At 72.2% G+C, this 20,905-nt stretch carries 16 protein-coding genes and 1 pseudogene; 11 read left to right on the top strand and 6 right to left on the bottom strand.

The annotated features are described in order from the left end of the window. Positions 1-237: 237 nt before the first annotated feature. Positions 238-3,843: a putative Ig domain-containing protein gene (locus BS75_RS18580; protein WP_034089051.1), complete on the top strand. Its 3,606-nt coding sequence runs from the start codon at positions 238-240 to the stop codon at positions 3,841-3,843. An 82-nt stretch (positions 3,844-3,925) separates the two neighbouring features. Here the strand turns inward: BS75_RS18580 and BS75_RS18575 are convergent, their stop codons facing one another. Continuing rightward, on the bottom strand, positions 3,926-5,092 hold the full coding sequence (locus BS75_RS18575) for a lactonase family protein (RefSeq protein ID WP_042438274.1): 1,167 nt from the start codon (positions 5,090-5,092) through the stop codon (positions 3,926-3,928). A 184-nt stretch (positions 5,093-5,276) separates the two neighbouring features. Next, entirely contained in the window at positions 5,277-5,453 is a 177-nt protein-coding gene (locus BS75_RS48325; protein ID WP_156164267.1) for a hypothetical protein, read from the bottom strand. A gap of 337 nt (positions 5,454-5,790) precedes the next feature. Between BS75_RS48325 and BS75_RS18570 the strand changes: the two genes are divergently transcribed. From BS75_RS18570 to BS75_RS18545, 6 genes are read left to right on the top strand one after another with little or no spacing between them, the layout of a single operon-like run. Next, positions 5,791-7,029, top strand: a complete 1,239-nt coding sequence (locus tag BS75_RS18570) for an NHL repeat-containing protein (RefSeq protein WP_152645907.1) — start codon at positions 5,791-5,793, stop codon at positions 7,027-7,029. Beyond that, positions 7,029-8,441: a Dyp-type peroxidase gene (locus BS75_RS18565; RefSeq protein WP_231607823.1), complete on the top strand. Its 1,413-nt coding sequence runs from the start codon at positions 7,029-7,031 to the stop codon at positions 8,439-8,441. Before BS75_RS18570 ends, BS75_RS18565 begins: the two co-directional genes overlap by 1 nt. A gap of 55 nt (positions 8,442-8,496) precedes the next feature. Next, entirely contained in the window at positions 8,497-8,916 is a 420-nt protein-coding gene (locus tag BS75_RS49360) for a hypothetical protein (protein ID WP_160312268.1), read from the top strand. Beyond that, positions 8,913-9,959, top strand: a complete 1,047-nt coding sequence (locus tag BS75_RS18555) for an extracellular solute-binding protein (RefSeq protein WP_034089048.1) — start codon at positions 8,913-8,915, stop codon at positions 9,957-9,959. Before BS75_RS49360 ends, BS75_RS18555 begins: the two co-directional genes overlap by 4 nt. Beyond that, positions 9,956-11,596, top strand: a complete 1,641-nt coding sequence (locus BS75_RS18550) for an ABC transporter permease (RefSeq protein ID WP_197091948.1) — start codon at positions 9,956-9,958, stop codon at positions 11,594-11,596. The genes BS75_RS18555 and BS75_RS18550 overlap by 4 nt, the downstream gene beginning before the upstream one ends. Positions 11,597-11,616: 20 nt before the next feature. Beyond that, positions 11,617-12,783: an ABC transporter ATP-binding protein gene (locus BS75_RS18545; RefSeq protein ID WP_231607822.1), complete on the top strand. Its 1,167-nt coding sequence runs from the start codon at positions 11,617-11,619 to the stop codon at positions 12,781-12,783. 165 nt (positions 12,784-12,948) lie between these two features. Here BS75_RS18545 and BS75_RS18540 read toward each other — a convergent pair whose 3' ends face one another. The 3 genes and pseudogenes from BS75_RS18540 to BS75_RS46690 form a co-directional block, all read right to left on the bottom strand. Then, positions 12,949-13,725 carry an SDR family oxidoreductase gene (locus tag BS75_RS18540; protein WP_081982422.1) on the bottom strand — a complete coding sequence of 259 codons (777 nt, stop codon included), beginning with the start codon at positions 13,723-13,725 and terminating at the stop codon, positions 12,949-12,951. A gap of 107 nt (positions 13,726-13,832) precedes the next feature. Then, positions 13,833-14,051, bottom strand: coding sequence for a DUF397 domain-containing protein (locus BS75_RS50355; RefSeq protein WP_034089047.1), 219 nt, complete (start codon positions 14,049-14,051; stop codon positions 13,833-13,835). Positions 14,052-14,136: 85 nt separating this feature from the next. Next, positions 14,137-14,787: pseudogene (locus BS75_RS46690) on the bottom strand (DUF5753 domain-containing protein); the annotation flags it as partial. A gap of 219 nt (positions 14,788-15,006) precedes the next feature. Between BS75_RS46690 and BS75_RS18525 the strand changes: the two are divergent. Together BS75_RS18525 and BS75_RS18520 are read left to right on the top strand one after the other, a co-directional pair. Further along, on the top strand, positions 15,007-15,465 hold the full coding sequence (locus BS75_RS18525) for a hypothetical protein (protein WP_034089046.1): 459 nt from the start codon (positions 15,007-15,009) through the stop codon (positions 15,463-15,465). A gap of 284 nt (positions 15,466-15,749) precedes the next feature. Continuing rightward, positions 15,750-17,303 carry a hypothetical protein gene (locus BS75_RS18520; RefSeq protein WP_042438219.1) on the top strand — a complete coding sequence of 518 codons (1,554 nt, stop codon included), beginning with the start codon at positions 15,750-15,752 and terminating at the stop codon, positions 17,301-17,303. Between the two features lie 79 nt (positions 17,304-17,382). Here BS75_RS18520 and pdxR read toward each other — a convergent pair whose 3' ends face one another. Then, complete coding sequence (gene pdxR / locus BS75_RS18515) at positions 17,383-18,828, bottom strand: MocR-like pyridoxine biosynthesis transcription factor PdxR (protein WP_034089044.1); 1,446 nt, start codon at positions 18,826-18,828, stop codon at positions 17,383-17,385. 47 nt (positions 18,829-18,875) lie between these two features. Between pdxR and BS75_RS18510 the strand changes: the two genes are divergently transcribed. Together BS75_RS18510 and BS75_RS18505 are read left to right on the top strand one after the other, a co-directional pair. Continuing rightward, positions 18,876-19,370 carry a carboxymuconolactone decarboxylase family protein gene (locus tag BS75_RS18510; protein WP_034093301.1) on the top strand — a complete coding sequence of 165 codons (495 nt, stop codon included), beginning with the start codon at positions 18,876-18,878 and terminating at the stop codon, positions 19,368-19,370. A 293-nt stretch (positions 19,371-19,663) separates the two neighbouring features. Then, positions 19,664-20,866, top strand: a complete 1,203-nt coding sequence (locus BS75_RS18505; protein ID WP_034089043.1) for a hypothetical protein — start codon at positions 19,664-19,666, stop codon at positions 20,864-20,866. Positions 20,867-20,905 lie beyond the last annotated feature (39 nt).

Genomic DNA, 20,905 nt, shown 5'->3' with positions numbered 1-20,905 from the left:
CGCCCGTGCGGGTGATTCCCCGGGAATCACCCGCACGGGCTTTTCTCGTTCGTACGGCGAGCGTTGAAAAGGACAGGTGTTCGGATATCTCGGGGCTTCTGCCACAGACTCTCCACAACCACCGTGCATGACCGCCAGCGCCTGCCATTCTGGCGCCGCAGCCGAGTGAGGCTGCTGAGGTTTTTGCCAAGGGAGGGTCAGGTAATGAGGCAGGGGAAGAGAGGGTGGACGGCCGTATTGGCCACCGCCACTCTGCTGGCGGCGGCGGGGGCCGCCGCGCCGCTCGCCGCGTCGCCGGCGGTCGCCGCGACGTCGCAGCAGCTCGATCTGAAGGTCTTACTGGTCGGCGGCGTCGGGGGAGGGGCGTCCGATCCGACGACCGCCGCCTGGGAGTCCGCGCTCACCACCGAGGGCGTGCCGTACACCGAGGTCGACGGCGCGGGGACGGCCGGGAGCGAGACGGTGGCGCTGCCCGCGCTGTCCAGCGGCAGCCAGGGGTACTACAACGGCGTGGTGATCGCCGACTCGCCGGCGGACTTCGCCGCCGGGCAGCTGACCGCGCTGGACGCCTACGAGTCGTCCTTCGGCGTCCGGCAGATCGACGGGTACAGCTACCCGAACCCCGCGCTGGGGCTGACCGACAGCAGCGCCGGGGCGCTCGACGGCACCAGCGCCCAGCTCACCCCGGCCGGGCTGCTGGCCCTGCCGGAGCTCAAGGGCACGGTGCCGTTCGGGACCGGCTCCTACGGCTACCCGGCGACCGCCACCGCGGGCGCACCGGTCACCCCCTGGCTGGAGAACTCGGCCGGGGGCATCCTCGCCGCCGTCTACCAGCACCCGAGCACCGACGCCCAGGCCGGCGTCGCCGAGCTCTCGCTGGGCTTCGACTACAACGCCGCGCAGATCCAGTGGCTGCTGCTGGCGCCGGGGCTGGTCGACTGGGTCACCGGCGGGCTGCACCTGGGCGAGTACCGCAACTACGTCGAGATGGACATCGACGACACCTTCACCCCGGACGACGCCTGGGACACCGCCACCCACACCATCGACTACGCCGACGCCGACGCCCTGCGGATGCAGGCGACCGACGTCGACTACGCGGCCAAGTGGTCGCAGGCCAACGACTTCCGGATGGAGCAGCTGTTCAACGGCGGCGGCAGCGTCGAGTTCCAGGCCGACAACTCCGGCGCCGACCCGGTGCTGGCGGAGTTCCAGAAGACCGACCCGGCCACCGGCAAGCCCTACGCCGACGACTTCGGCTGGCTCAGCCACACCTACGACACCCCGTACCTGGACGTCGGCTGCGCGACCCAGAACTACATCGAGGCCGAGCTCAACGAGAACACCGGCTGGGCGGCGGCCAAGCCCGGCTCCACCCCGGGCACCGGCGGCCTCGGCCTGACCGAGAGCACCGACGCCGGCCAGGCGCTGGGCTACGAGAACCCGCAGGTCTTCGTCCCCGGCAACCACTCCGGCTTCGCCGACCTGGTCCCGGGCAACCCGGCCACGGTCGACCCGCCGGACCTGGACGAGGCCGACGCCGGATCCGCCACCGGCACCCTGGCGGCGGGCAGCTACGAGTACGCGGTGACCGACCAGTTCACCGACTCGCCCAGCGCCGGTCAGTCGGCGGCCTATGTCACCGCGCCGATCACGGTCGGCTCCGGCGGCTCGGTGGACCTGCAGATGGAGGCCATCTGCCACGCCTCGGACTACCTGATCTACCGTGAGGTCGCGGGCAGCAACAGCTGGTCGCTGATCGACACCATGTCCACCCCGGACTCGGCGACGCTGCCGGACAACAGCTCGGGCGACCCGGCGTCGACCACCGACGTCACCGGCGGCGGCGAGAAGGAGCTGAGCTACACCGACACCGGTGCGGCCGGCACCCCGCAGCCCGCCGGCTGGACCCCGCCGACCACCGAGAACGCGGACGAGTCGGCCTGGGAGCAGAACCCGTACTTCATCCCGGCGCTGGAGGCGGTCGGCATCAAGGACGTCGGCGACGACGCCTCGAAGGTCTACCCCAACCCGCCCGACACCCAGTTCGGCATCGGCGCGAGCTACAGCGGCTCCACCTACGCCGCCTCCCAGCCGTTCCTGGACGGCACCTCGCAGGTCGTGCCCCGGCACCCGATCAACATCTACTACAACGCCTCGACCGAGGCCCAGGAGGTGGACGAGTACAACACCCTGTACGAGCCGCCGTCCCTGGGCGGGACCTGCGTCGCCAGTTCCACCACCACCTGCGAGACCGCACCGGCCACCTTCGCCGACATCGTGGACAGCGTGGTCTCCGGGATGCTGACCAACATGCTCAGCAACGACCCCCGGCCGAGCTACGTCCACCAGACCAACATCATCGGCGCGCCCCCGGCCGGCCCGGCCACCAGCGGGACGCCGCCGACCACCAACGACCGCACCGGCGACGGCCTGCTCTACTCGGTGCTCAACCCGCTGCTGGCGGACTACGACAGCTACTTCAGCAGTGAGACCCCGTACCAGCAGCTGACGCTGGGCGCGATCGGCGACGTCCTGGGCGAGCAGACGGCCTGGTCCGCGGCGCAGTCGGCCGGCTCGGTGACCGCCTCGGAGACCAATGGCGCGGTGACCATCGCCAACTCCGGCACCTCGGCGGTGTCGGTGCCGGTCACCGCCCCGACCGGGACCACCGTCGACGGCGCGGCCTTCGGCTCGGCCTACGGCGGCACGCTCTCCGGCTGGACCTCGGTGGCGGGCAGCGGCTCCACCGTGCTGCAGCAGAACACCGCCCCGGCGATCACCAGCGCGGCGACCGCCGCCGCCACCGCCGGAGTGGCCTTCACCACCACGGTCACCACCACCGGACTTCCGGTCCCGGCGCTGAAGGAGTCCGGGGCGCTGCCCGCCGGGGTGACCTTCACCGACAACGGCGACGGCACCGCGACCCTGGCCGGCACTCCGGCGGCCGCCGGCGGAGGCAGCTATCCGCTGTCGATCACCGCGACCAATGCCACCGGTTCGGCGACCCAGAGCTTCAGCCTCACCGTCTCGCAGACGCCGACCGTCACCAGCGCCGCCACCGCGGCCTTCTCCACCGGCACGGCCGGCACCTACCCGGTGACCAGCACCGGCTACCCCGCCCCCGCGCTGACCGAGAGCGGCACCCTGCCGTCCGGGCTGAGCTTCCGGGACAACGGCAACGGCACCGGGACCATCGCCGGTACGGCGGCCCCGGGTTCGGCCGGCAGCTACCCGGTCACGCTGACCGCGACCAACGCCTCCGGCAGCGGCACGCTGGCGCTGACCGTCACCGTCACCCAGTCCACCGGACCGGTGATCACCAGTGCCAGCACCGCGACCCTGGCCACCGGCGCGGCGGGCAGCTTCACGGTGACCACCACCGGCACCGCGCCGATCGCGCTCACCGAGGCCGGCGCCCTGCCGTCCGGGGTGGTCTTCAAGGACAACGGCAACGGCACGGCGACCCTGTCCGGTACCCCGGCGGCCGGGACCGGCGGCGTCTACCCGCTGACGCTGACCGCGAAGAACGCCGTCGGCAGCACCACCCAGGCGCTGTCGCTGACGGTGGACCAGGCGCCCGCCTTCACCACCGCCAACTCGGCCACCGCGCTGGGGATCGTGCCGTTCAGCTTCACGGTCAAGACCACCGGCTTCCCGGCGGCGACGATCACCGAGTCCGGGGCGCTGCCCTCGGGCCTGGTCTTCACCTCCGGCAGCAACGGCACCGCGACCATCTCCGGCACCACGATCGCGCTGCTCGGCAGCTACAAGCTGGTCTTCACGGCGAAGAGCACGGCGGGGACGGCGACCCAGTCGTTCACCCTGAGCACCGTGCTGTGACCCGGTAGTCGAGCGGCGGGACTCCCGCAGCCCGGCCCGACGGCCGTGGCTGCGGGAGTCCCGCCGTCTGCGGTCTGCCGGGTCAGGCGACGACGATGCCCTCGCCGCCGACCCCGCCGGGCACCGTCGCCGAGTCGATCTCGGTGAGCGAGCCGTTCGGGTTCACCCGGAACTCGTCGACGACGCCCCGGCCGCCGGTCTGCACATAGACGTCACGGCCGTCGGGCGAGGCCGCCGCGTCCACCGTGCCGGGGTCGGTGGCGGTGTTGCCGAGGGCGGTCAGCCGGCCGTGCGGGCCCTCGCGGAAACCGCTGAGGCTGGCGCTGCCGGCGTTGGAGGCGTAGTAGTGGTCGCCGGTGCGGACCACCCAGCAGGTCGCCGTCTGCATGGTCGCGGCCGAGTCGACCGGGTGGATCCGGCCGTTGCGGCCGAGGTCGAAGACGGCCAGCGAGTTGGTGCCGGCCTCGGTGACCGCCAGCCGTCCGGCCCGGTCGAAGGTGAAGCCGAAGGGCACCGCGCCGGGCAGGGCGTTCACCACCGGCGTGGTCGAGAGGGCGTCGAAGCGTCCCAGCGGGAACACGTCCACACTGTTGCCGCCCGCCTTGGTGGTGACCACCAGCGCGTCGCCGTTCGGGGTGAACGAGACCTGTCCGGGGGTGTGGGTGAACTGCGGCGTGGCCGTCGGGTTCAGGCCCAGCTCGCGCTTCCAGACCGGGATCCGGACCAGGCCCCGGCCCTCCCGGACGAAGCCCTGGATCGAACCGCCGCCGAGCGCGTTGGCGACGTAGACCAGGTTGTCGTGGACGGCGATGCTGACCGGGAACGACCCGCCGGAGCCGATGACCTGGGTGCGGTGCAGCCGGTCGCCGTCGACGGCGAACACGCTGACGGTGTCGCTGCCGGCGTTGACCACGTAGAGCAGGTGGTGGGCCGCGTCGTAGGCGAGCGAGCCCTGCGAGGCGAGGTGGTCCACCATCGAGCCGGCCAGGACCCCGCCCTTGCCGCCGGTGCGGTAGACCCCGGCCTGGTGCAGTCGGCCGTCGGCGCCCCGGTGGTAGGCGACGACGGCGTTGCCGGCCGGGTTGTCGGTCTGGACGAAAACCGCGGATTCCGGGCCCGCCTGGGCGGCGGCGGGTGCGGTGACCGGGGTGGACACCGCGGCCGGGGCCGCGGCCAGTGCGGGACCCGCGCCCAGCGCGGTGGCGGCGGTGGCGACCGCGACGGCGGCGGCGACACGGACGGTACGCATGATCGACTTCATCGGAAAATCCCCCTGGGTAGGGCGGGGCGGCAGAATTCCGGTCCGCGGCGGAATCGCATTCCCGCCGGCGACCGGTGAATTGACCGTAAGCCAGAATCGGCCCGGATTCCCGTTCCGCCGGAACGCGTTCGCAGTCCGTAAGAAGTCGCGCGCTCCGCCATTTGACGCAGGCTCAGCGCGACGGACGCAGCCGTCCGGCCCGTCCGGCCAGGACGGCGTCGACCGCACCGCTCGGCTGCGCCTCGATCATGAACCACATGCCGACGACGGCGGCGGCGCCGGCGTCGAGCGGGGAGCGGTCGGTCTCCGGCGGCGACTGACCAGGCCCGCCCCGTTGTACCGACGCCACTTATTAAGAGTCTTGTATGAGCGGCACTATGACGTATACGGAGCTGATCCCATCGGTTTCGGGGCATATGCGGACAATGCCCGCGCAGGTGAGAGTGGGTGCATCCGCCGCGGCCGACCGTCCCGGTTCCCGGATTTCGCCAAAGGCGCTGTCGTCGGCAGGTTGTGACGATGATTCAGGAAAATGCCGCGGTGCTCGGTGTGGTTGTGCGGCCATCTTGTAGAGCTCGGGCCGGGGTGCTTAAGCTAGGCAAACCTTACTTAGGTGAACCTAACCATCATCGGAGCCGCCAGTGGGGCTGCTCGCGGCAGACCAGCAGATCAAAGGAGTCCCCGGCATGCGCATCCCTCCGCTGCCACCCCGGTGGGTACGTACATCGGTCGCTCTTTCCGTACTCGCGGCCTTCGGTCTGTCCACCGCCGCCTGCAGCTCCGGCAGTTCGAGTGCGGCTGCCCCGGCGGGACTGAGCGGCACGCAGGCCGGTGCGCCGGCGAACCCGCAGTACGCAGCCGAGGAGAAGGCAGCGGAGGCCTCCCTCCAGCCGTCGCCGGGGTCGTTCCTGGCCGGCAAGGACAACGAGAGCGTCATCGGGTCGACGACTCCGCCCAACGGGGACATCAACCCCTATGCCATCTGGCCGGTGACCCGGACCGTCGGCTCGGTGACCTCGGGCGACGTGCTGGTCGACGACTTCAACAACTCGTCGAACAACCAGGGCACCGGCACCACCATCGTGGACATGCACGTCGGTGGCGGCCAGAGCGTGTTCGCCAGCCTGCCCAGCACCGTGCCGGGGTGCACCGGTGGGGTGGGGCTGACCACCGCGATGGTGCAGCTGAAGACCGGCTGGGTGATCGTCGGCAGCCTGCCCAGCACCGACGGCAAGCTGGACACCGCCGGTGCCGGCTGTCTGCTGGTCCTTTCGCCGACCGGGAAGCTGGCCGGCACCATCGCGGGCTCCTACCTGGACGGCCCCTGGGACGCCACGGTCCAGGACGACGGCGACACGGCCACGCTGTTCGTCAGCAACACCCTGATCGGTGTCGGGGCGAACACCGCCTCGACCGTCGACCAGGGCGACGTCGTCCGGCTCACGCTGTCGCAGACCGCCACCACCCCGCCGAAGGTGACGGCGGAGACCCAGGTGGCGAGCGGTCTCCCGGAGGCTCCGGACGCCGCCGCGTTCGTCAAGGGCCCGACCGGCCTGGCGCTCGGGTCCTCCGGAACGCTCTATGTGGCGGACAACCTCGGAAACCGGATCGCGACCGTCCCGGACGCGCTGAGCCGGACCACGTCGGCGGGCGCCGGCACCACGCTGAGCGAGGGCGGCCAGCTGGCCGACCCGCTGGGCCTGGCCCTGGCCCCGGACGGCGACCTGCTGGCCGCCAACTCCCGGAACGGCAAGGTCGTCGAGATCACCCCGGCCGGCAAGCAGGTCGGCGAGTACTACGCGGACGACGACATCGGCCAGGACCCGCCCGGCAACGGCGACCTGTTCGACGTGGTGGTGGACCAGGCCGGGACCGGCGTGCTGTTCGTGAACGACGCCACCAACACCCTGGAGCTGTTGCACTGATGGCTGACGAGCAGACCCCTGCGGCCGGGGCGGAGCAACCGCAGCAGCCCGAGCCCGAAACCATGGCAACCGCTGCCGACCCGTCGTCGGCCGACGACCCGTGGGCGCGCCCCGGCCGCCGGGCCGTGCTGCGCGGCGGACTGCTGGTCGGTGCGGGCGTCGTGGGCGGCGGAGTCGTCGGCGGCTTCGCCGAACCCGCCATCGCCGGCTCCTCCGGCAGCACCACCAACACGGAACCGTTCTACGGGGCGCACCAGTCGGGCATTCTGACGGACACCCAGCGGCAGGTGGTGCTGGCCTCGTTCGACCTCACCAGCGACAACCGGGCCGACCTGATCGCGCTGCTGAAGGCATGGACCCGGCTGGGCGCGGAACTGGCCCAGGGCCAGTCCGTCACCGTCCCCATCTACAGCCCCTCGAACGGCGCGAGCAGCGACGCCTACGCCGACGCCACCGGCGGCTCGACCACGGACGACTCGCTGGAGGCCTACGGCCTCGACGCCTCCCGGCTCACCCTCACCGTGGGCTTCGGCCGCTCGCTGTTCACCGCGGCCGACGGCAGCAGCCGGTTCGGGATCGGCAGGCAACTGCCCGCCGCGCTGGTCGAGCTGCCGCACTTCTCCGGTGACGAGCTGGTCGCCGGCGACAGCGACGGCGACCTCTTCCTGCAGGCCTGCGCGGACGACCCGCAGGTGGCCTTCCACGCGGTCCGCAGCATCGCCCGGATCGCTCCGGACGTGGCCACGCTGCGCTGGACCCAGCTCGGCTTCTCCCCGGACAACCAGGGCGGTACGCCGCGCAACCTGATGGGCTTCAAGGACGGGACGGTCAACTCCAACGCCCACCCGCCCACCGACCCCGACGCCGTGCTGTGGGCGGGCTCCGAGGGCCCGGGCTGGATGCAGGGCGGCAGCTACGCGGTGTACCGGCGGATCCGGATCACCCTGGAGCACTGGGACCGGCTGGCCCCCAACCTGCAGGAGCAGGTGATCGGCCGGCAGAAGCTGAACGGCGCGCTGCCGGGCGGCACCGACGAGTTCGCCCCGCTGGACCTGGACCGGCGCGACGCCGACGGCGACCTGGTCATCGCCTCCGACGCGCATGTGCGGCTGGCCGCGCCCGCGTCCAACAACGGCGCGGTGATCGTGCGGCGCGGCTTCTCCTACAACAACGGCACGACACCGTTCGTCGAGCGCTGGCCCCCGTGGCGGCAGGCGCTGGAGTACGACGCGGGGCTGCTGTTCCTGGGCTACCAGAAGGACCCCCGCGCCGCCTTCGTCCCGGTCTTCGGCCGGATGGCCGAGGCGGACGCGCTCAACCAGTTCACCACCCACACCGCCAGCGCCGTGTTCGCGATCCCGCCGGGGGCCACCGGTCCGGGCGACTGGATCGGCCGGACCCTGCTCGGCTGACCGCCCGGCGCCCACCACCCGCCCTGTTCCCGGTATTTGAAGGAGACTCGTCAACGTGTCCGCTAAAGTCCCACTCCAGCTCGCGAGGACGGCGAGGCCGCTGGCGCTGGTCGCCTGCGTGGTGCTCGCCACCGCAGGTCTGGCGGCGTGCGGTTCCTCGTCCTCGTCCTCCGCCTCGTCGTCCGCCTCCGCGCTGCAGGGTACGGCCAGGCAGCAGGCCTGCCTCCAGGTCGGCGATGTGCTCGCCGACGGCCCGGACGCGGACGCCGACTCGGTGGGCTACGCCCAGGCCCAGGTGCTGCCGCTGCAGCAGCTGAAGCTCTCCGACTCGGCCGTGCAGCAGGCCGTCAGCCAACTCGACTCCGCCTACCAGGCGTTCAGCACCGCCAGTGTCAGTGCGGCTCCCGCGGACGCCATCGCGGTGGCCAAGGCCCAAGATGCCGTCAACGCCCTGTGCCCGGGAGCAGCCTCGTGACCACCCTCCGTACCCCCGCCCTGCGGATCCTCACCGTCGCGGCCGTCGTCGGCCTCGCGGGCACCACGCTGACCGCCTGCGGCGGCTCCTCGTCCGCCGCCTCCAAGGGGTCGATCACCCTCTACAGCGGCCAGCACGAGCAGACCACCCAGTCCCTGGTCACCGCGTTCGAGCAGCAGACCGGCATCAAGGTCAACGTCCGCTACAACGACGAGGACACCTTCGCCGACGAGATCGTCACCGAGGCGAAGCACCCGCGTGCGGACGTCTTCTACACCGAGAACTCGCCGGCCCTGGACTACCTGCAGAACAAGGGCCTGCTGGCGCCGCTCGACCAGAGCACCCTGGCCGTCACGCCCAGCAAGTACAACTCCACCGCGGGCGACTGGGAGGGCATCTCGGCCCGGGTGAGCGTGCTCATCTACAATCCGAGCCTGATCAGCGAGTCGCAGCTGCCGACGTCGGTGCTGCAGCTCGCCGACCCGCAGTACAAGGGCAAGCTGGCCTTCGCGGCGGGCGAGACCGACTTCCAGCCCATCGTCACCTCGGTCGCCCACACCTATGGCCAGGCCAAGGCGCTGTCCTGGCTGGAGGGCATCAAGGCCAACGCCGGCTCCCGGGTCTACCCCGACAACGAGACCATCGCGGACGAGGTGAACCGCGGCGCGGCGGCCTTCGGCGTCGTCAACCAGTACTACTGGTACCGGATGCAGGCCGAGCTCGGCTCCGGCGCGATGCACTCCAAGATCGCCTACTTCGCCCCGCAGGACCCCGGCTATGTGCTGGACATCTCCGGCGCGGGCGTGCTGAAGTCCTCCAAGAACCAGGCCGCCGCGCAGAAGTTCGTGGCCTTCCTGGTGTCCAGGCAGGGCCAGGAGATCATCGCGCACTCGATCAGCTACGAGTACCCGCTCGACGACGGGGTGCAGACCACCGCGCCGGAGACGCCGTTCTCGCAGCTCCAGCCCAACCCGATCACCATCCCCGAACTCGGTGACGGCTCCAACGCCATCTCGCTGCTCGGCCAGGCGGGACTGCTGTGACCTCGCTGACCGGGGCCGGCCGGGTCGTCTCGGCCGACCCGGCCGACCCGGTCGGCGGCTCCCAGGACCGGCCCTCCGGCCGGTCCTGGCGTCGGCGCGGCTCCCGGCCCCCCACCGTGCTGCTCGCCGTCAGCGCCCTGGTGACCCTGGTCCTGCTGATGCCGCTGGTGTTCCTGCTGGTCGAGGCGCAGGGCGCGGGCCTGTCCAAGGTGCTCTCGCTGATCGACCGGCCGCTCACCGGCCAACTGCTGTGGAACACCGTCCGCCTCACCGTCGTCGTCACCGCCCTGTGCGCGGTGATCGGCACCGGGGCCGCCTGGCTGGTGGAGCGGACCGACCTGCCCGGCCGCCGGTTCTGGGCCGTGCTGCTGGTCGTGCCGCTGGCCATCCCCGACTTCGTCATCAGCTTCGGCTGGGCCTCGCTCAGCACCGACGTGTCCGGCTTCCAGGGCGCGGTGCTGGTGATGACCCTGTCGGTCTACCCGCTGGTCTACCTGCCGGTGGCGGCCAGCCTGCGCAACGCCGACCCGGCGCTGGAGGAGGTGGCGATGAACCTCGGGCTCGGCCGGCTGCGCACCTTCTGGCGGGTGACGCTGCGCCAGGCCCGGGTCGCCGTCCTCGGCGGCTGCCTGCTGGTCGCCCTGGGCCTGCTGGCCGAGTACGGCGCCTTCGAGATCCTCGGCTACCAGACCTTCACCACCGAGATCTTCACCGAGTTCTCGGTGTCCTTCAACATCCCCACCGCCTCGGCGCTGTCGCTGGTGCTCATCGTGCTGGGCCTGCTGGTCCTCGCCGGGGAGTCCGCGCTGCGTGGCCGCAGCCGCGGCAGCCGGGTGGACCGCGGCGCGCAGCGCAGTACCGGCCGCCACCACCTGGGCTGGTGGACCCTCCCGGCGCTGGCCGCCCTGGCGCTGCTGGCCGCGCTGGCGCTGGGCGTCCCGGTCGGTTCCGCCGTCTACTGGTGGGTCACCGGGACGCAGCACCCGTTCACCGGTGACTCCCTGGCCGACGCGACCTGGCACACCGCCCTCTACAGCGGCTCCGCCGCCGCGCTGGCCACCGTCATGGCGCTGCCGGTCGGAGTGCTCGCGGTACGCCACGACGGCCGGCTGCGGCGGCTGCTGGAGCGCGGCAACTACCTGGTACTGGCCATGCCGGGGCTGGTCATCGCGCTGTCGCTGACCTACTTCAGCGAGACCTACGCGGGCGGCGTCTGGTACCAGACGGCGCCGATGCTGGTGGTGACCTACGCCATCATGTTCTTCCCGCTGGCCCTGGTCGGCGTCCGCGCCTCGGTGGCCCAGGCCCCGCCGGGGCTGGAGGAGGTGGCGCACTCCCTCGGCCTCGGACGGCTCGCGGTGCTCTGGCGGGTGACCCGCCCGCTGGTCGCGCCGGGGCTCGCGGCCGCCTTCTGCCTGGTCTTCCTCTCGGCGGTGACCGAGCTGACCGCTACCCTGATCCTGGTGCCGACCGGGGTGCAGACGCTCGCCACGCAGTTCTGGAACTACCAGCAGAACCTCGCCTACGGGCAGGCCGCTCCGTTCGCCCTGCTGATGATCGCCATCACGGCGGTGCCCAGCTATGTGCTCGGGCGGTTCTTCGACCGGCTTCCAGGAAGGGCGGCCGGACCCCAATGACCGATCTGAAAGCGACTGGCGTGGAAGCGACTGACCTGACCAAGACCGGCTCGTCGGTCGCCGTGCGAGCCGGCGCGCAGGCGGAGCCGGCCCGCGCGGCCCGCGCCCAGGCCGTGACGATCACCGGAGTGACCAAGGGCTTCGGCTCGCAGCCGGTCCTGCGCGGCGTCGACATCGAGATCCCGCAGGGCTCGGTCACCGCCGTCCTCGGCTCCTCGGGCAGCGGCAAGACCACGCTGCTGCGGATCCTCGCGGGCTTCGAACGCGCCGACGCGGGCGAGATCACCATCGGCGGCACGCTGATGGACGGCCCCGGCCGTCATGTCGCCCCGCAGGCGCGGAAGGTCGGCTACGTCCCGCAGGAGGGCTGCCTCTTCCCGCACCTGGACGTCGCCGGCAACGTCGGCTTCGGACTGCCGCGCGCCCAGCGCGCCGAGCGGGTGCCGGAGATGCTGGCGCTGACCGGGCTGGCCGACCTGGCCGGCCGCTACCCGCACCAGCTCTCCGGCGGCCAGCAGCAGCGGGTGGCGCTGGCGCGGGCGCTGGCGCCGGACCCGGCGCTGCTGCTGCTCGACGAGCCCTTCTCCTCCCTGGACGCCTTCCTCCGCACCAGCGTCCGGCTGGAGGTACTCCGGGTGTTGCGCGACGCGGGCACCACCACGGTCATCGTCACCCACGACCAGGACGAGGCGCTGTCGATGGCGGATCAGGTCGCGGTGCTGCGACACGGCCTGGTCGCCCACGCGGCGCCCCCGCAGGAGCTGTACTCCCACCCGGCGGACGCCGCGCTGGCCCGGTTCGTCGGCGACGCCAACCTGTTGCCGGGGACGGTCCGGGGCGGCCGGGCCGAGACCGCCTTCGGCCCGCTGCCGCTGACCGAAGGCTCGCCGGACTTCGCCGAGGGCACCGCCGTGGTGGTGCTGGTCCGGCCCGAGCAGCTGCGGCTGCTGCCGCACGGCGAACCGGGCGGGGTGGACGGGGTGGTGACCCAGTGCGACTACCACGGCCACGACACCGTCGTCACCGCCGACACCGGGGCCGCCGGTCAGGTGACCGCGCGTTGCGCGGGCGCGGTGGCCCTGCCGCCCGGCACCCGGGTGACCTTCCGCGTCAACGGCCCGGTCGCCGGCTGGCCGGCCGAGGGCGCCGAGGCTGCCGGGGGCGCCGGGGGCGACGCGCAGAGGTGATCCACCTCCTCCGGCTGCGCGAGGACGCCGGGTTCGGCGAGGACGTCCACATCCCCGCGCCCTTCTCCTTCACCCTGGACACCTCGACACTCATGCCCTACTGACACCCGTGCCCCGGTCCCCCCAGCCGGTGGACGCCGCGCCGGCCGGAGCTCAGGCCCGCTACTACCGTCCGCCGGCGGCGTCGACGAAGGCGCCGGTGACGTAGGAGGCCGAGTCGGACAGCAGCCACAGCACCGCCTCCGCGATCTCCCCCGGCTGCCCGCCGCGCCCCATCGGCGTCCCCGGTCCGACCCGGTCCACCCGGTCCGGCTCGCCGCCGGAGGCGTGCATCTCGGTGTAGATGAAGCCGGGGCGGACGCAGTTGACCCGGATCCCCTCGGCCGCCACCTCCAGCGCCAGGCCGGTGGTCATGGTGTCCAGCGCCCCCTTGGACGCGGCGTAGTCCACGTACTCGCCGGGCGAGCCGAGCCGGGCAGCGGCCGAGGAGACATTGACGATCGCCCCGCCCTGCCCGCCGTACCGGGTCGACATCCGCAGCACCGCCTGCCGGGAGCAGAGGAACGGTCCGGTGACATTCACCGCCAGCACCCGCTGCAGCCGGTCCGCCGTGATCCCGTCCACCCGGCACTGCTTCTCCAGCACCCCGGCGTTGTTCACCAGCGCGGTGAGCGGCCCCAGTTCGCGGTCGACGGCGGCGAACATCGCCTCCACCTCCGACTCCACCGCGACATCGGCCCGCACCGGCAGCGCCCGTCCGCCGACTGCCTCGATCTCCCGCGCCAGCGCCAGCGCCGACCCCTCGTCGGAGCGGTAGTTGAGGCACACGGCATACCCCCGCCGCGCCGCCAGCCGCGCCGTGGCCGCACCGATGCCCCGCCCCGCCCCGGTGATCACCATCGCACCCAGGTCGCGGGTGCCTTCGCTGTCGTCGCTGCTCATCGCCGTTCCTCCAAGGTAGGGAAGGATGGGAGCAGTCTCCCAGGCCCCCGCCGGGCAGCGATCAGCCCCCTGACGGCCGGCGGTGCGCGGCAGGGGCCGGATTGCGTTCAGACGATCGGCAGCTCGCCGGACTTCACCGCGTCCACGAACGCCGTCCAGGCGGCAGCGGGGAAGACCAGCGCGGGACCTGCGGGGTCCTTGCTGTCACGCACGGGCACGGCGCCATTGATGAACCCCGGTGCCGTCTCGACGCAATCGCCCCCGTCGCCGTTGCTGTAGCTGCTCTTGCGCCACGCCGCCGAGGCCAGGTCGGGGTTGGTACTCATGTGGAAGTGCCTCCATTGCGCTGATGATCATGGCCGATGAGAGGGTGGGCGACAGTGCGTACGACCTCATCAGATCAAATGCACGACGGAGCGAGTCAACGCTTTCCGCTTCCTCCACCAGAGTTCCGGTCCTGAAGCCCTCCTCGTACGCAGCTGACGGGCCGTCGGCGAATTCCAGGAGCTTGAGCGAACCTCCGAGGAAGGGGTGCTCGCCGTGGTTGTTGGGGATGACCTGGACGACGCTGTTCGGTGAGTCGGCGAGCGGGAGCAGCGTCGCGAGCTGTCTGCGCATCACCTCCGGCCCGCCGATCGGTCGGCGAAGCACGGCCTCGTCCAGGAGGATGGACAAGTACGGTGCGGGGTCGGCGTGCAGGAGTTCCTGCCGACCCATCCGCGCATCCACCTTCTCCTCGATCCAGGCCGACGTCGCCTGCGGGTTGCTCACCCGAAAGAGCGCGCGGGCATAGTCCTCCGTCTGTACCAGCCCTGGAAGTACCTGCCCGGCATACTGCTTGATGCCCTGCGCTTGGGCCTCCAACTCCATCATCCGGCGGTACTTGTCCGGATGCACCTCATGCCGGGCGATCAGGTAGAGCAGCGAGAACACGCCGTCCGCGCCAAGGGCGATGTCGAACTTGGCCGGCAGGTCGGGCGGGATCGTTCCCTCCGCCGTCTCGATGCGCTGGACCTGGGACGAACTGGAGTTGACCACCCTGGCGAGCGCTTCCAGGCTCATCCCGGCCCGTTGGCGCAACTCGCGCAATCGATAGCCGAACAGGTGCCTGGTCGATCGCTCGGGGGTTAACGGCTTCGATTTGGCAGACATGATCAACTCCATGTCCCAGAGGGACGTTTGGGTGATTTCGTACCAGTCCAGCGTAGGCCCGTGCGTGCACCCTTGACTCTGAGATCGGCCGATTCCCGCACCGTGTGCGGGCGGACCCGCTGGGAGCAAATGGTGGGCAGTGCAGACGGGCGCGCCGCGCCGGGCGTGGACATCAACAGCGTCGTGCGGGACCGGGTGACCGGCCGCACCGGACGCGTCATCAGCGTCGAGGCGGACGGCCGACTGCTCCTCTGTCCCTTGCGCGGCGGCCCCGGTTGGGAGGTCAGTCCCACCGACATCGTCAGGCTCGACAGCACCGAGGCGCTGCGGGCCCGGGTGGCGGAGGCCAACGCCGCCAGCACCTGGGGCCGACTGCCGACCTCGTCCCCGAACCCCGAAGTCCCGCGTCGGCGGAGCACGTCGCCGGCGACGCCGCTTCCGCTGTCGCTCACCCGGCCCGTCCCCGTCACCGGGTGCGCGGACTGCACCCGCCTGGCCGAGGCCGAGGCCGCAGCCGGCCGCGACCAGAGCGCAGCAGCGGACGAACGAATCAGACTCCGCCGCCACCTGGCAGCAGCCCACCGCTGAGGCGAGCCGCTTCGACCGTTCGACCGACGGGCCGCATTCGACCCTACGGATGAGACGGCACCTTGAGGACGACCGCGTCCTGACGGCAACCCCGGCCGGTGCGCGGGTGTGACGGGGGCGGAACTCTCTGCTGGCATGTCCGTTATGTCAAGACATCAGGCGCGAGCTCACACCGGCTGCTTACGTTCGCACACGCCTCGGGGGTGTGTGAGCCACACTAAAATCGGCGGCCTCAAACTTAACGCTAGGAGTTTTCTGTGCGGCGGATACCGCTCACTCTCGCCGTGACCACGGCCCTCTTGCCGCTGGTCTACTCGCTCTCGGCCGCCCCGGCCATGGCCGCCGGAAGCTCGCTGACCATCACCACCATCGGCCGCAACGGCAAGGCGGTCTCCGGCGGTCAGGAGAACATCGTCAACCTGAGCAGTTGGCAGAACTACACGGCCCAGAGCGGCCATGCGGTGTCCCTGCCGGCCGGGCACTATGCGGTCATCACGGACATCGAGACCCCTGCCCCGGGCACCGCGTGGGGGATGACCGACACCCTCGGCACCGCCACGGTCAAGGTCTCGGGCAGTTCCCGGTTGACGCTCGACGCCCGCAAGGGCAAGCCGGTGAAGATCTCGCTCAACACCCCGGCCGGCGGCGGCTTCCAGACCCGGATCGACGCGCGGGCCTGCCTGCCCGGCGGCGGCGGGGTGAACGTCGAGGCGTTCAACAGCCCCGGCGACCTGTACGAGATCCCCGACTCCTCGCGTGACTTCAGCCTGTCCTGGCTGCAGTCCTGGCTGGGCTCCAACAGCGACTACCTGGTCAGCGGCGTCGTCCCGACGCTGCCGAGCAACCCCAGCTACGCCTACTCGCGGGCCAAGCTGGCCTACGAGTACATCCGGGTCGACAAGGGGGAGGAGATGACGAACAACGACGCCCTCACCCTCCAGCCCGAGCCGGCCAACGACCCGGGCCTCTGCGGGACCGACCTCTGGGCCGGTGAGTTCCAGAACCAGAGCGCGCCCTACGGCACCGAGGTCTTCACCTCCCCCGGGCGGTGGACCGCCCGGACCGATGTCATGAGCGACGCCGGGGACATCGGCGGCGGCTTCGCCCAACCGCTGACGATGCAGGCCGGGAAGACCTACTACCAGAGCTTCGGCCGGGCGGCCTGGGGCCCGGGGGAGAACCTCCCCACGGTCTGGAACGGCCGGATCCAGTTCGCTCTGAACGATCTGATCGGCGACGCCAACGAGGGCACCGGCGAGACGGCCGACTACAAGCTCTGGGCGACCCTCCGCAGGAACGGCAAGCTGCTCAAGTACGTGGCGCAGCAGACCTACGGCAACAGCTACCCCGAGCTCGACGCACCGATCGGCTCCGCCGGCTGGTACGACCTGGCCACCGTCGCCCAGCGCTACCGGCCCGGCCAGCCGGTCCCGGTCGGCACCCTGTCCACCTCGGCCGTCCTGGACTTCCACTTCTACGCGAGGCCCGACCAGGACCAGCTCGCCCCCGGCTTCCTGGCCCGCTTCACCCCGCTGGGACTGAACGGCGCCAACCAGGGGGCCCCCGGCGCCAACACCCCGCTCTCCATCACGCTGTTCCGCGGCAGCGGGGGCACCGGCCTGTCGGTGCCGTCCGAGAACGTCAAGTCGCTGACCGTGCTGGTGTCGACCAACGGCGGCAAGAGCTGGAAGGCCATCGCGGCCAAGCGGAGCGGCAACGCCTGGTCCGCCGATGTCCACGACCCCGCCGGCGGCTTCGTGTCGCTGCGCACCGTGATCGTGGACACCAGCGGCAACAGCACCGACGAGCAGATCGACAACGCCTACGGCATCAGCTGATCCGCGACCGGGCGGGCGGCGCAACGGGCGGAGCGATGACGACATCGCTCCGCCCGAGCCATGGCCGGCCGACCGGTGGTCAGATCGCCTCCAGGGCTTGGCAGAGGGCGTCGAGCGCGGCCGAGAAGCCGTGCTCCGGCGGGGTGCCGTAGCCGACGACCAGGGCCGCGTCGCCGGCGGCCGGGACGTCGGGGTGGCGGAACTCGTCCAGGCCCTGGACGGCCAGGCCCAGCCAGGCCGCTCCGTGGAGCGCGTCGTCCTCGGTGCCCGGGGGGAGCCGCAGTACCGCGTGCAGCCCGGCCGCGATCCCGCTCACCTCGACCGCCGGGGCCCGTTCGGCCAGCGCGGCCACCAGCCGGTCGCGCCGGCGGCGGTAGCGCAGCCGCATCGCCCGGACATGCCGGTCGTAGGCCCCGGAGGTGATGAACTCGGCCAGCACCAGCTGGTTCAGGCTGGCCGGATGGCGCTCCGCCTCGGTCTTGGCCGCCACCACCCCGTCGACCAGTCGGCCCGGCAGCACCATCCAGCCCAGTCGGAGCGCGGGCGCCAGGCTCTTGCTCGCCGTGCCCAGGTAGGCGACCCGCTCCGGGTCCAGCCCCTGCAGCGCGCCCACCGGCTGCCGGTCGTAGCGGAACTCGCCGTCGTAGTCGTCCTCCAGCACCAGCGCGTCCGCGTCCCGGGCCCACTCCACCACGGCGGTCCGGCGCTCCGGAGCCAGCGGGACGCCGGTCGGGAACTGGTGCGCCGGGGTGAGCAGCGCTGCGCCGACCTCCGGCATCGAGGCCAACTCCGGGGTGGCGGCGCCGAGCCGGTCGACCGTCAGCGGGACGGTGCCCAGCCCGGCGCCGGTCAGCAGCCCCCGGTGGAAGCCGAGACCGTAGGACTCCACCGCCAGCCGCCGCGGCCTCCCGCCCCGGCGGGACTCCAGTTGCCGCAGCACCCGGCCCAGCAGTGCCGCCCCCTGGGCGAAGCCCTCGCAGATGACGATCCGCTCCGGATCGGTGCGCACCCCCCGGGCCCGGGCCAGGTAGTCGGCGAGGGCCTGCCGCAGCTCGACCCGGCCGCGCGGATCGCCGTAGCCGAAGGCCGCGGCCGGGGCGTTGGCCAGCGCCCGGCGTCCGGCGGCGGCCCAGGCGGCGCGGGGGAAGGAGGACAGGTCGGGCGACCCGGCGTGGAGGTTGTGGGTCGCCTCAGGACGCCGGACGGCGGGGCGGGCGGTGGTGGTGCGGCCGGGGAGGGTCCGCTGGGCGACCCGGGTACCGGAGCCCTGCCGGGCCGAGAGCCAGCCCTCCGCGACCAGTTCGCCGTAGGCGTCGGCGACGGTGTTGCGGGCCAGCCCGAGGTCCGCGGCCAGGGTCCGCGAGGACGGCAGCCGCACGCCCGGCGCCAGCCGCCCGCTGCGGACCGCGTCCCGCAGCGCCCGGATCAGCGCCGCGCGCACGCCGCCGGCGGAACCCTCCCCCAGGTTCAGGTCCAGGTGCAGATCGCTGCCGGGCTCGGAGGAAGTGGCCCATATTCGTGTCATGGAAATGGACCATAGTCCTGGGCTGGTTCCGGCATAGTCTGGTGGACATGACGACGCAGACGACGCAGCCGACCACTGACGGTAACGCCCACCACGTGCACGGCCCCCGGATGAGCTTCTTCCAGGCCGCTCCCGAGTTCTACCAGGCGATGGTGGCCCTGGACCGGGCCTCGCGGAAGGGCGTGGACCCGGCCCTGGCCGAGCTGGTCAAGATCCGTGCCTCGCAGCTCAACCACTGTGCCTACTGCCTGGCCATGCACACCAGGGACGCCCGCAAGGCCGGCGAGTCCGAGCAGCGGATCTACCTGCTGAACGCCTGGCAGGAGGCCGGCGCCTTCTTCACGGTGAAGGAGCAGGCGGCGCTGGCGCTGACCGAGGCGGTCACCGTGCTGACCGACGGCTTCGTCCCGGACGCCGTCTACGCGCAGGCGGCCGAGCACTTCGAGGAGGCCGAACTGGCCCAGCTGATCGCGCTGATCCTGACCATCAACGCCTGGAACCGGATCGCCGTGACCACCCGGATGGACCCGGCCTCGCTCTGACCCGGCGCGGTGCCGACGGTCCTGCCGGTCCGGCCGGGCCGTCGAACACCTGGCGTGATCATTTCGCTGTGGCCGCCGGATCCTAACCGGACATCAGCCGCGAAGCGGGGCGAAGAGTGTCACCGTAGTGCTACAGAAGTTGACCGAATGTCACAACATAGTCATGTCAAGGGCATCTTGGGGACCTCACCTGACATCCGTATAGTCGGCACGCTAGATTTCTGGCCATGCCACGTGGTCGCCATCGCCAATCCTCGCCTCTGAGCAGGTTGCTCCCTCCCATCGCTTGCGGAGTGCTGGCGGTTGCCGCACTGGTGTCCGCCCCGCTCACCAGCAGCCTCGCGCTGCTCCGGGTGCTGGTCGTCGCCACCGCGGTGGGCGCCGCCGCCTCCGCCGTGCTGCTGCGGCTGCGTGAACGCAGCGGCGAGGCGGAGTTGGAGAACGAGGTCGCCGCCCGCAACCGCGACGAGATCCGCTTCGAGGAGCGCCTGGCCGAGCTGGAGTTCTCGGCCGAGACCGCCGAGGAGCAGGTCAAGCGGCTGGAGCGACGGCTGCTGGCGCAGCGCAGCCAGATCGCCCGGGCCGAGGCCGAGAACCAGCGGCTGCTCCGGGAGCGGGCCAGGCTCGCCGCGGAGCAGGCCGTCCGCGAGGCCGAGGAGGCGCGCCGTCGCGAGCTCGCGCTGCGCGGCAACCGGCCGACGCCCACCGCCTACCTCAAGGCCGCCTCGGTGCTGCGCGGACTGGAGCGCCGGGCGGCAGTCGGCGAGGCCCAGCGGATCGCCGCCCAGGCGCCCGCCCGCACCGCGGCCCAGAAGCGCGCCCAGGCCGAGGCCCAGATCCAGGCCCAGCTCGACGCCCAGGCCGCCGCCGAGGGCCAGGCCGCCACGCAGCCCGCCACGCAGCCCGCCACCCAGCAGGCCGCGCCGCAGCAGCCCGGCCCGCAGCAGCCCGTCGCCCAGCCGCAGGCGGCTCCGGCCGCGCCCGCCGCGCTGCCCGCCGTCGCCGCCAAGGTGCAGATCCAGCCCCAGTCCCGGCACCGCGCCCAGCCGCTGCCGCAGCAGCAGCCGGCCGCCACCACGCAGGGGCCCGCCTGGGCCCGGGCGGCGCTGCCGCCGCTGCGTCCGGCGGCGACCGTCCTGCCCGCGCCGCTGCAGCGCGGTGCGGCGCGGGGCGCCCAGGCCGCCGCCGGCGGCACCTTCAGCTTCTTCACCCGTCAGGAAGAGGCGATCTCGCACCAGTTGGGCGGCGTCCCGGCCGACCTCGCCGACGTGGTCGGCGAGGAGGCCGCCGCCGAGCAGCGCCGCTACGACGCGGCGGCCGGCCTGCCGGCCGAGGCGGGCGAGCCCGCACCGCAGCCCGCCCACGGCCGCGCCGGGGAGGCTGCGGCTGCCGCGGCCGACGCGCACCAGCAGCCGACCGCGGACGGCGGCCTGGTCGACCTCACGGCCGAGGACGAGACCGAGCCGATCGACGTCCGGGTGCTGCGCGCGCTGTAGGACCCGGGTACGGAGTGAACGACGGCGGGGCCGGGGGAG

Source organism: Streptacidiphilus albus JL83 (assembly GCF_000744705.1).
In the GTDB taxonomy this organism is placed as follows: domain Bacteria; phylum Actinomycetota; class Actinomycetes; order Streptomycetales; family Streptomycetaceae; genus Streptacidiphilus; species Streptacidiphilus albus.
The sequence above is the reverse complement of the archived record's forward strand: the minus strand, read 5'-3'. Positions and strand labels throughout refer to the sequence as shown.

What these genes read in the sequence shown, in the direction of transcription:
- BS75_RS18575 (WP_042438274.1), bottom strand. Translation starts at nt 5,092, where the DNA reads ATGCGTACCGTCCGTGTCGCCGCCGCCGTCGCGGTCGCCACCGCCGCC.
- BS75_RS18510 (WP_034093301.1), top strand. Translation starts at nt 18,876, where the DNA reads ATGACGACGCAGACGACGCAGCCGACCACTGACGGTAACGCCCACCAC.
- BS75_RS18525 (WP_034089046.1), top strand. Translation starts at nt 15,007, where the DNA reads ATGGTGGGCAGTGCAGACGGGCGCGCCGCGCCGGGCGTGGACATCAAC.
- pdxR (WP_034089044.1), bottom strand. Translation starts at nt 18,828, where the DNA reads ATGACACGAATATGGGCCACTTCCTCCGAGCCCGGCAGCGATCTGCAC.
- BS75_RS18565 (WP_231607823.1), top strand. Translation starts at nt 7,029, where the DNA reads ATGGCTGACGAGCAGACCCCTGCGGCCGGGGCGGAGCAACCGCAGCAG.
- BS75_RS50355 (WP_034089047.1), bottom strand. Translation starts at nt 14,051, where the DNA reads ATGAGTACCAACCCCGACCTGGCCTCGGCGGCGTGGCGCAAGAGCAGC.
- BS75_RS18570 (WP_152645907.1), top strand. Translation starts at nt 5,791, where the DNA reads ATGCGCATCCCTCCGCTGCCACCCCGGTGGGTACGTACATCGGTCGCT.
- BS75_RS18540 (WP_081982422.1), bottom strand. Translation starts at nt 13,725, where the DNA reads ATGAGCAGCGACGACAGCGAAGGCACCCGCGACCTGGGTGCGATGGTG.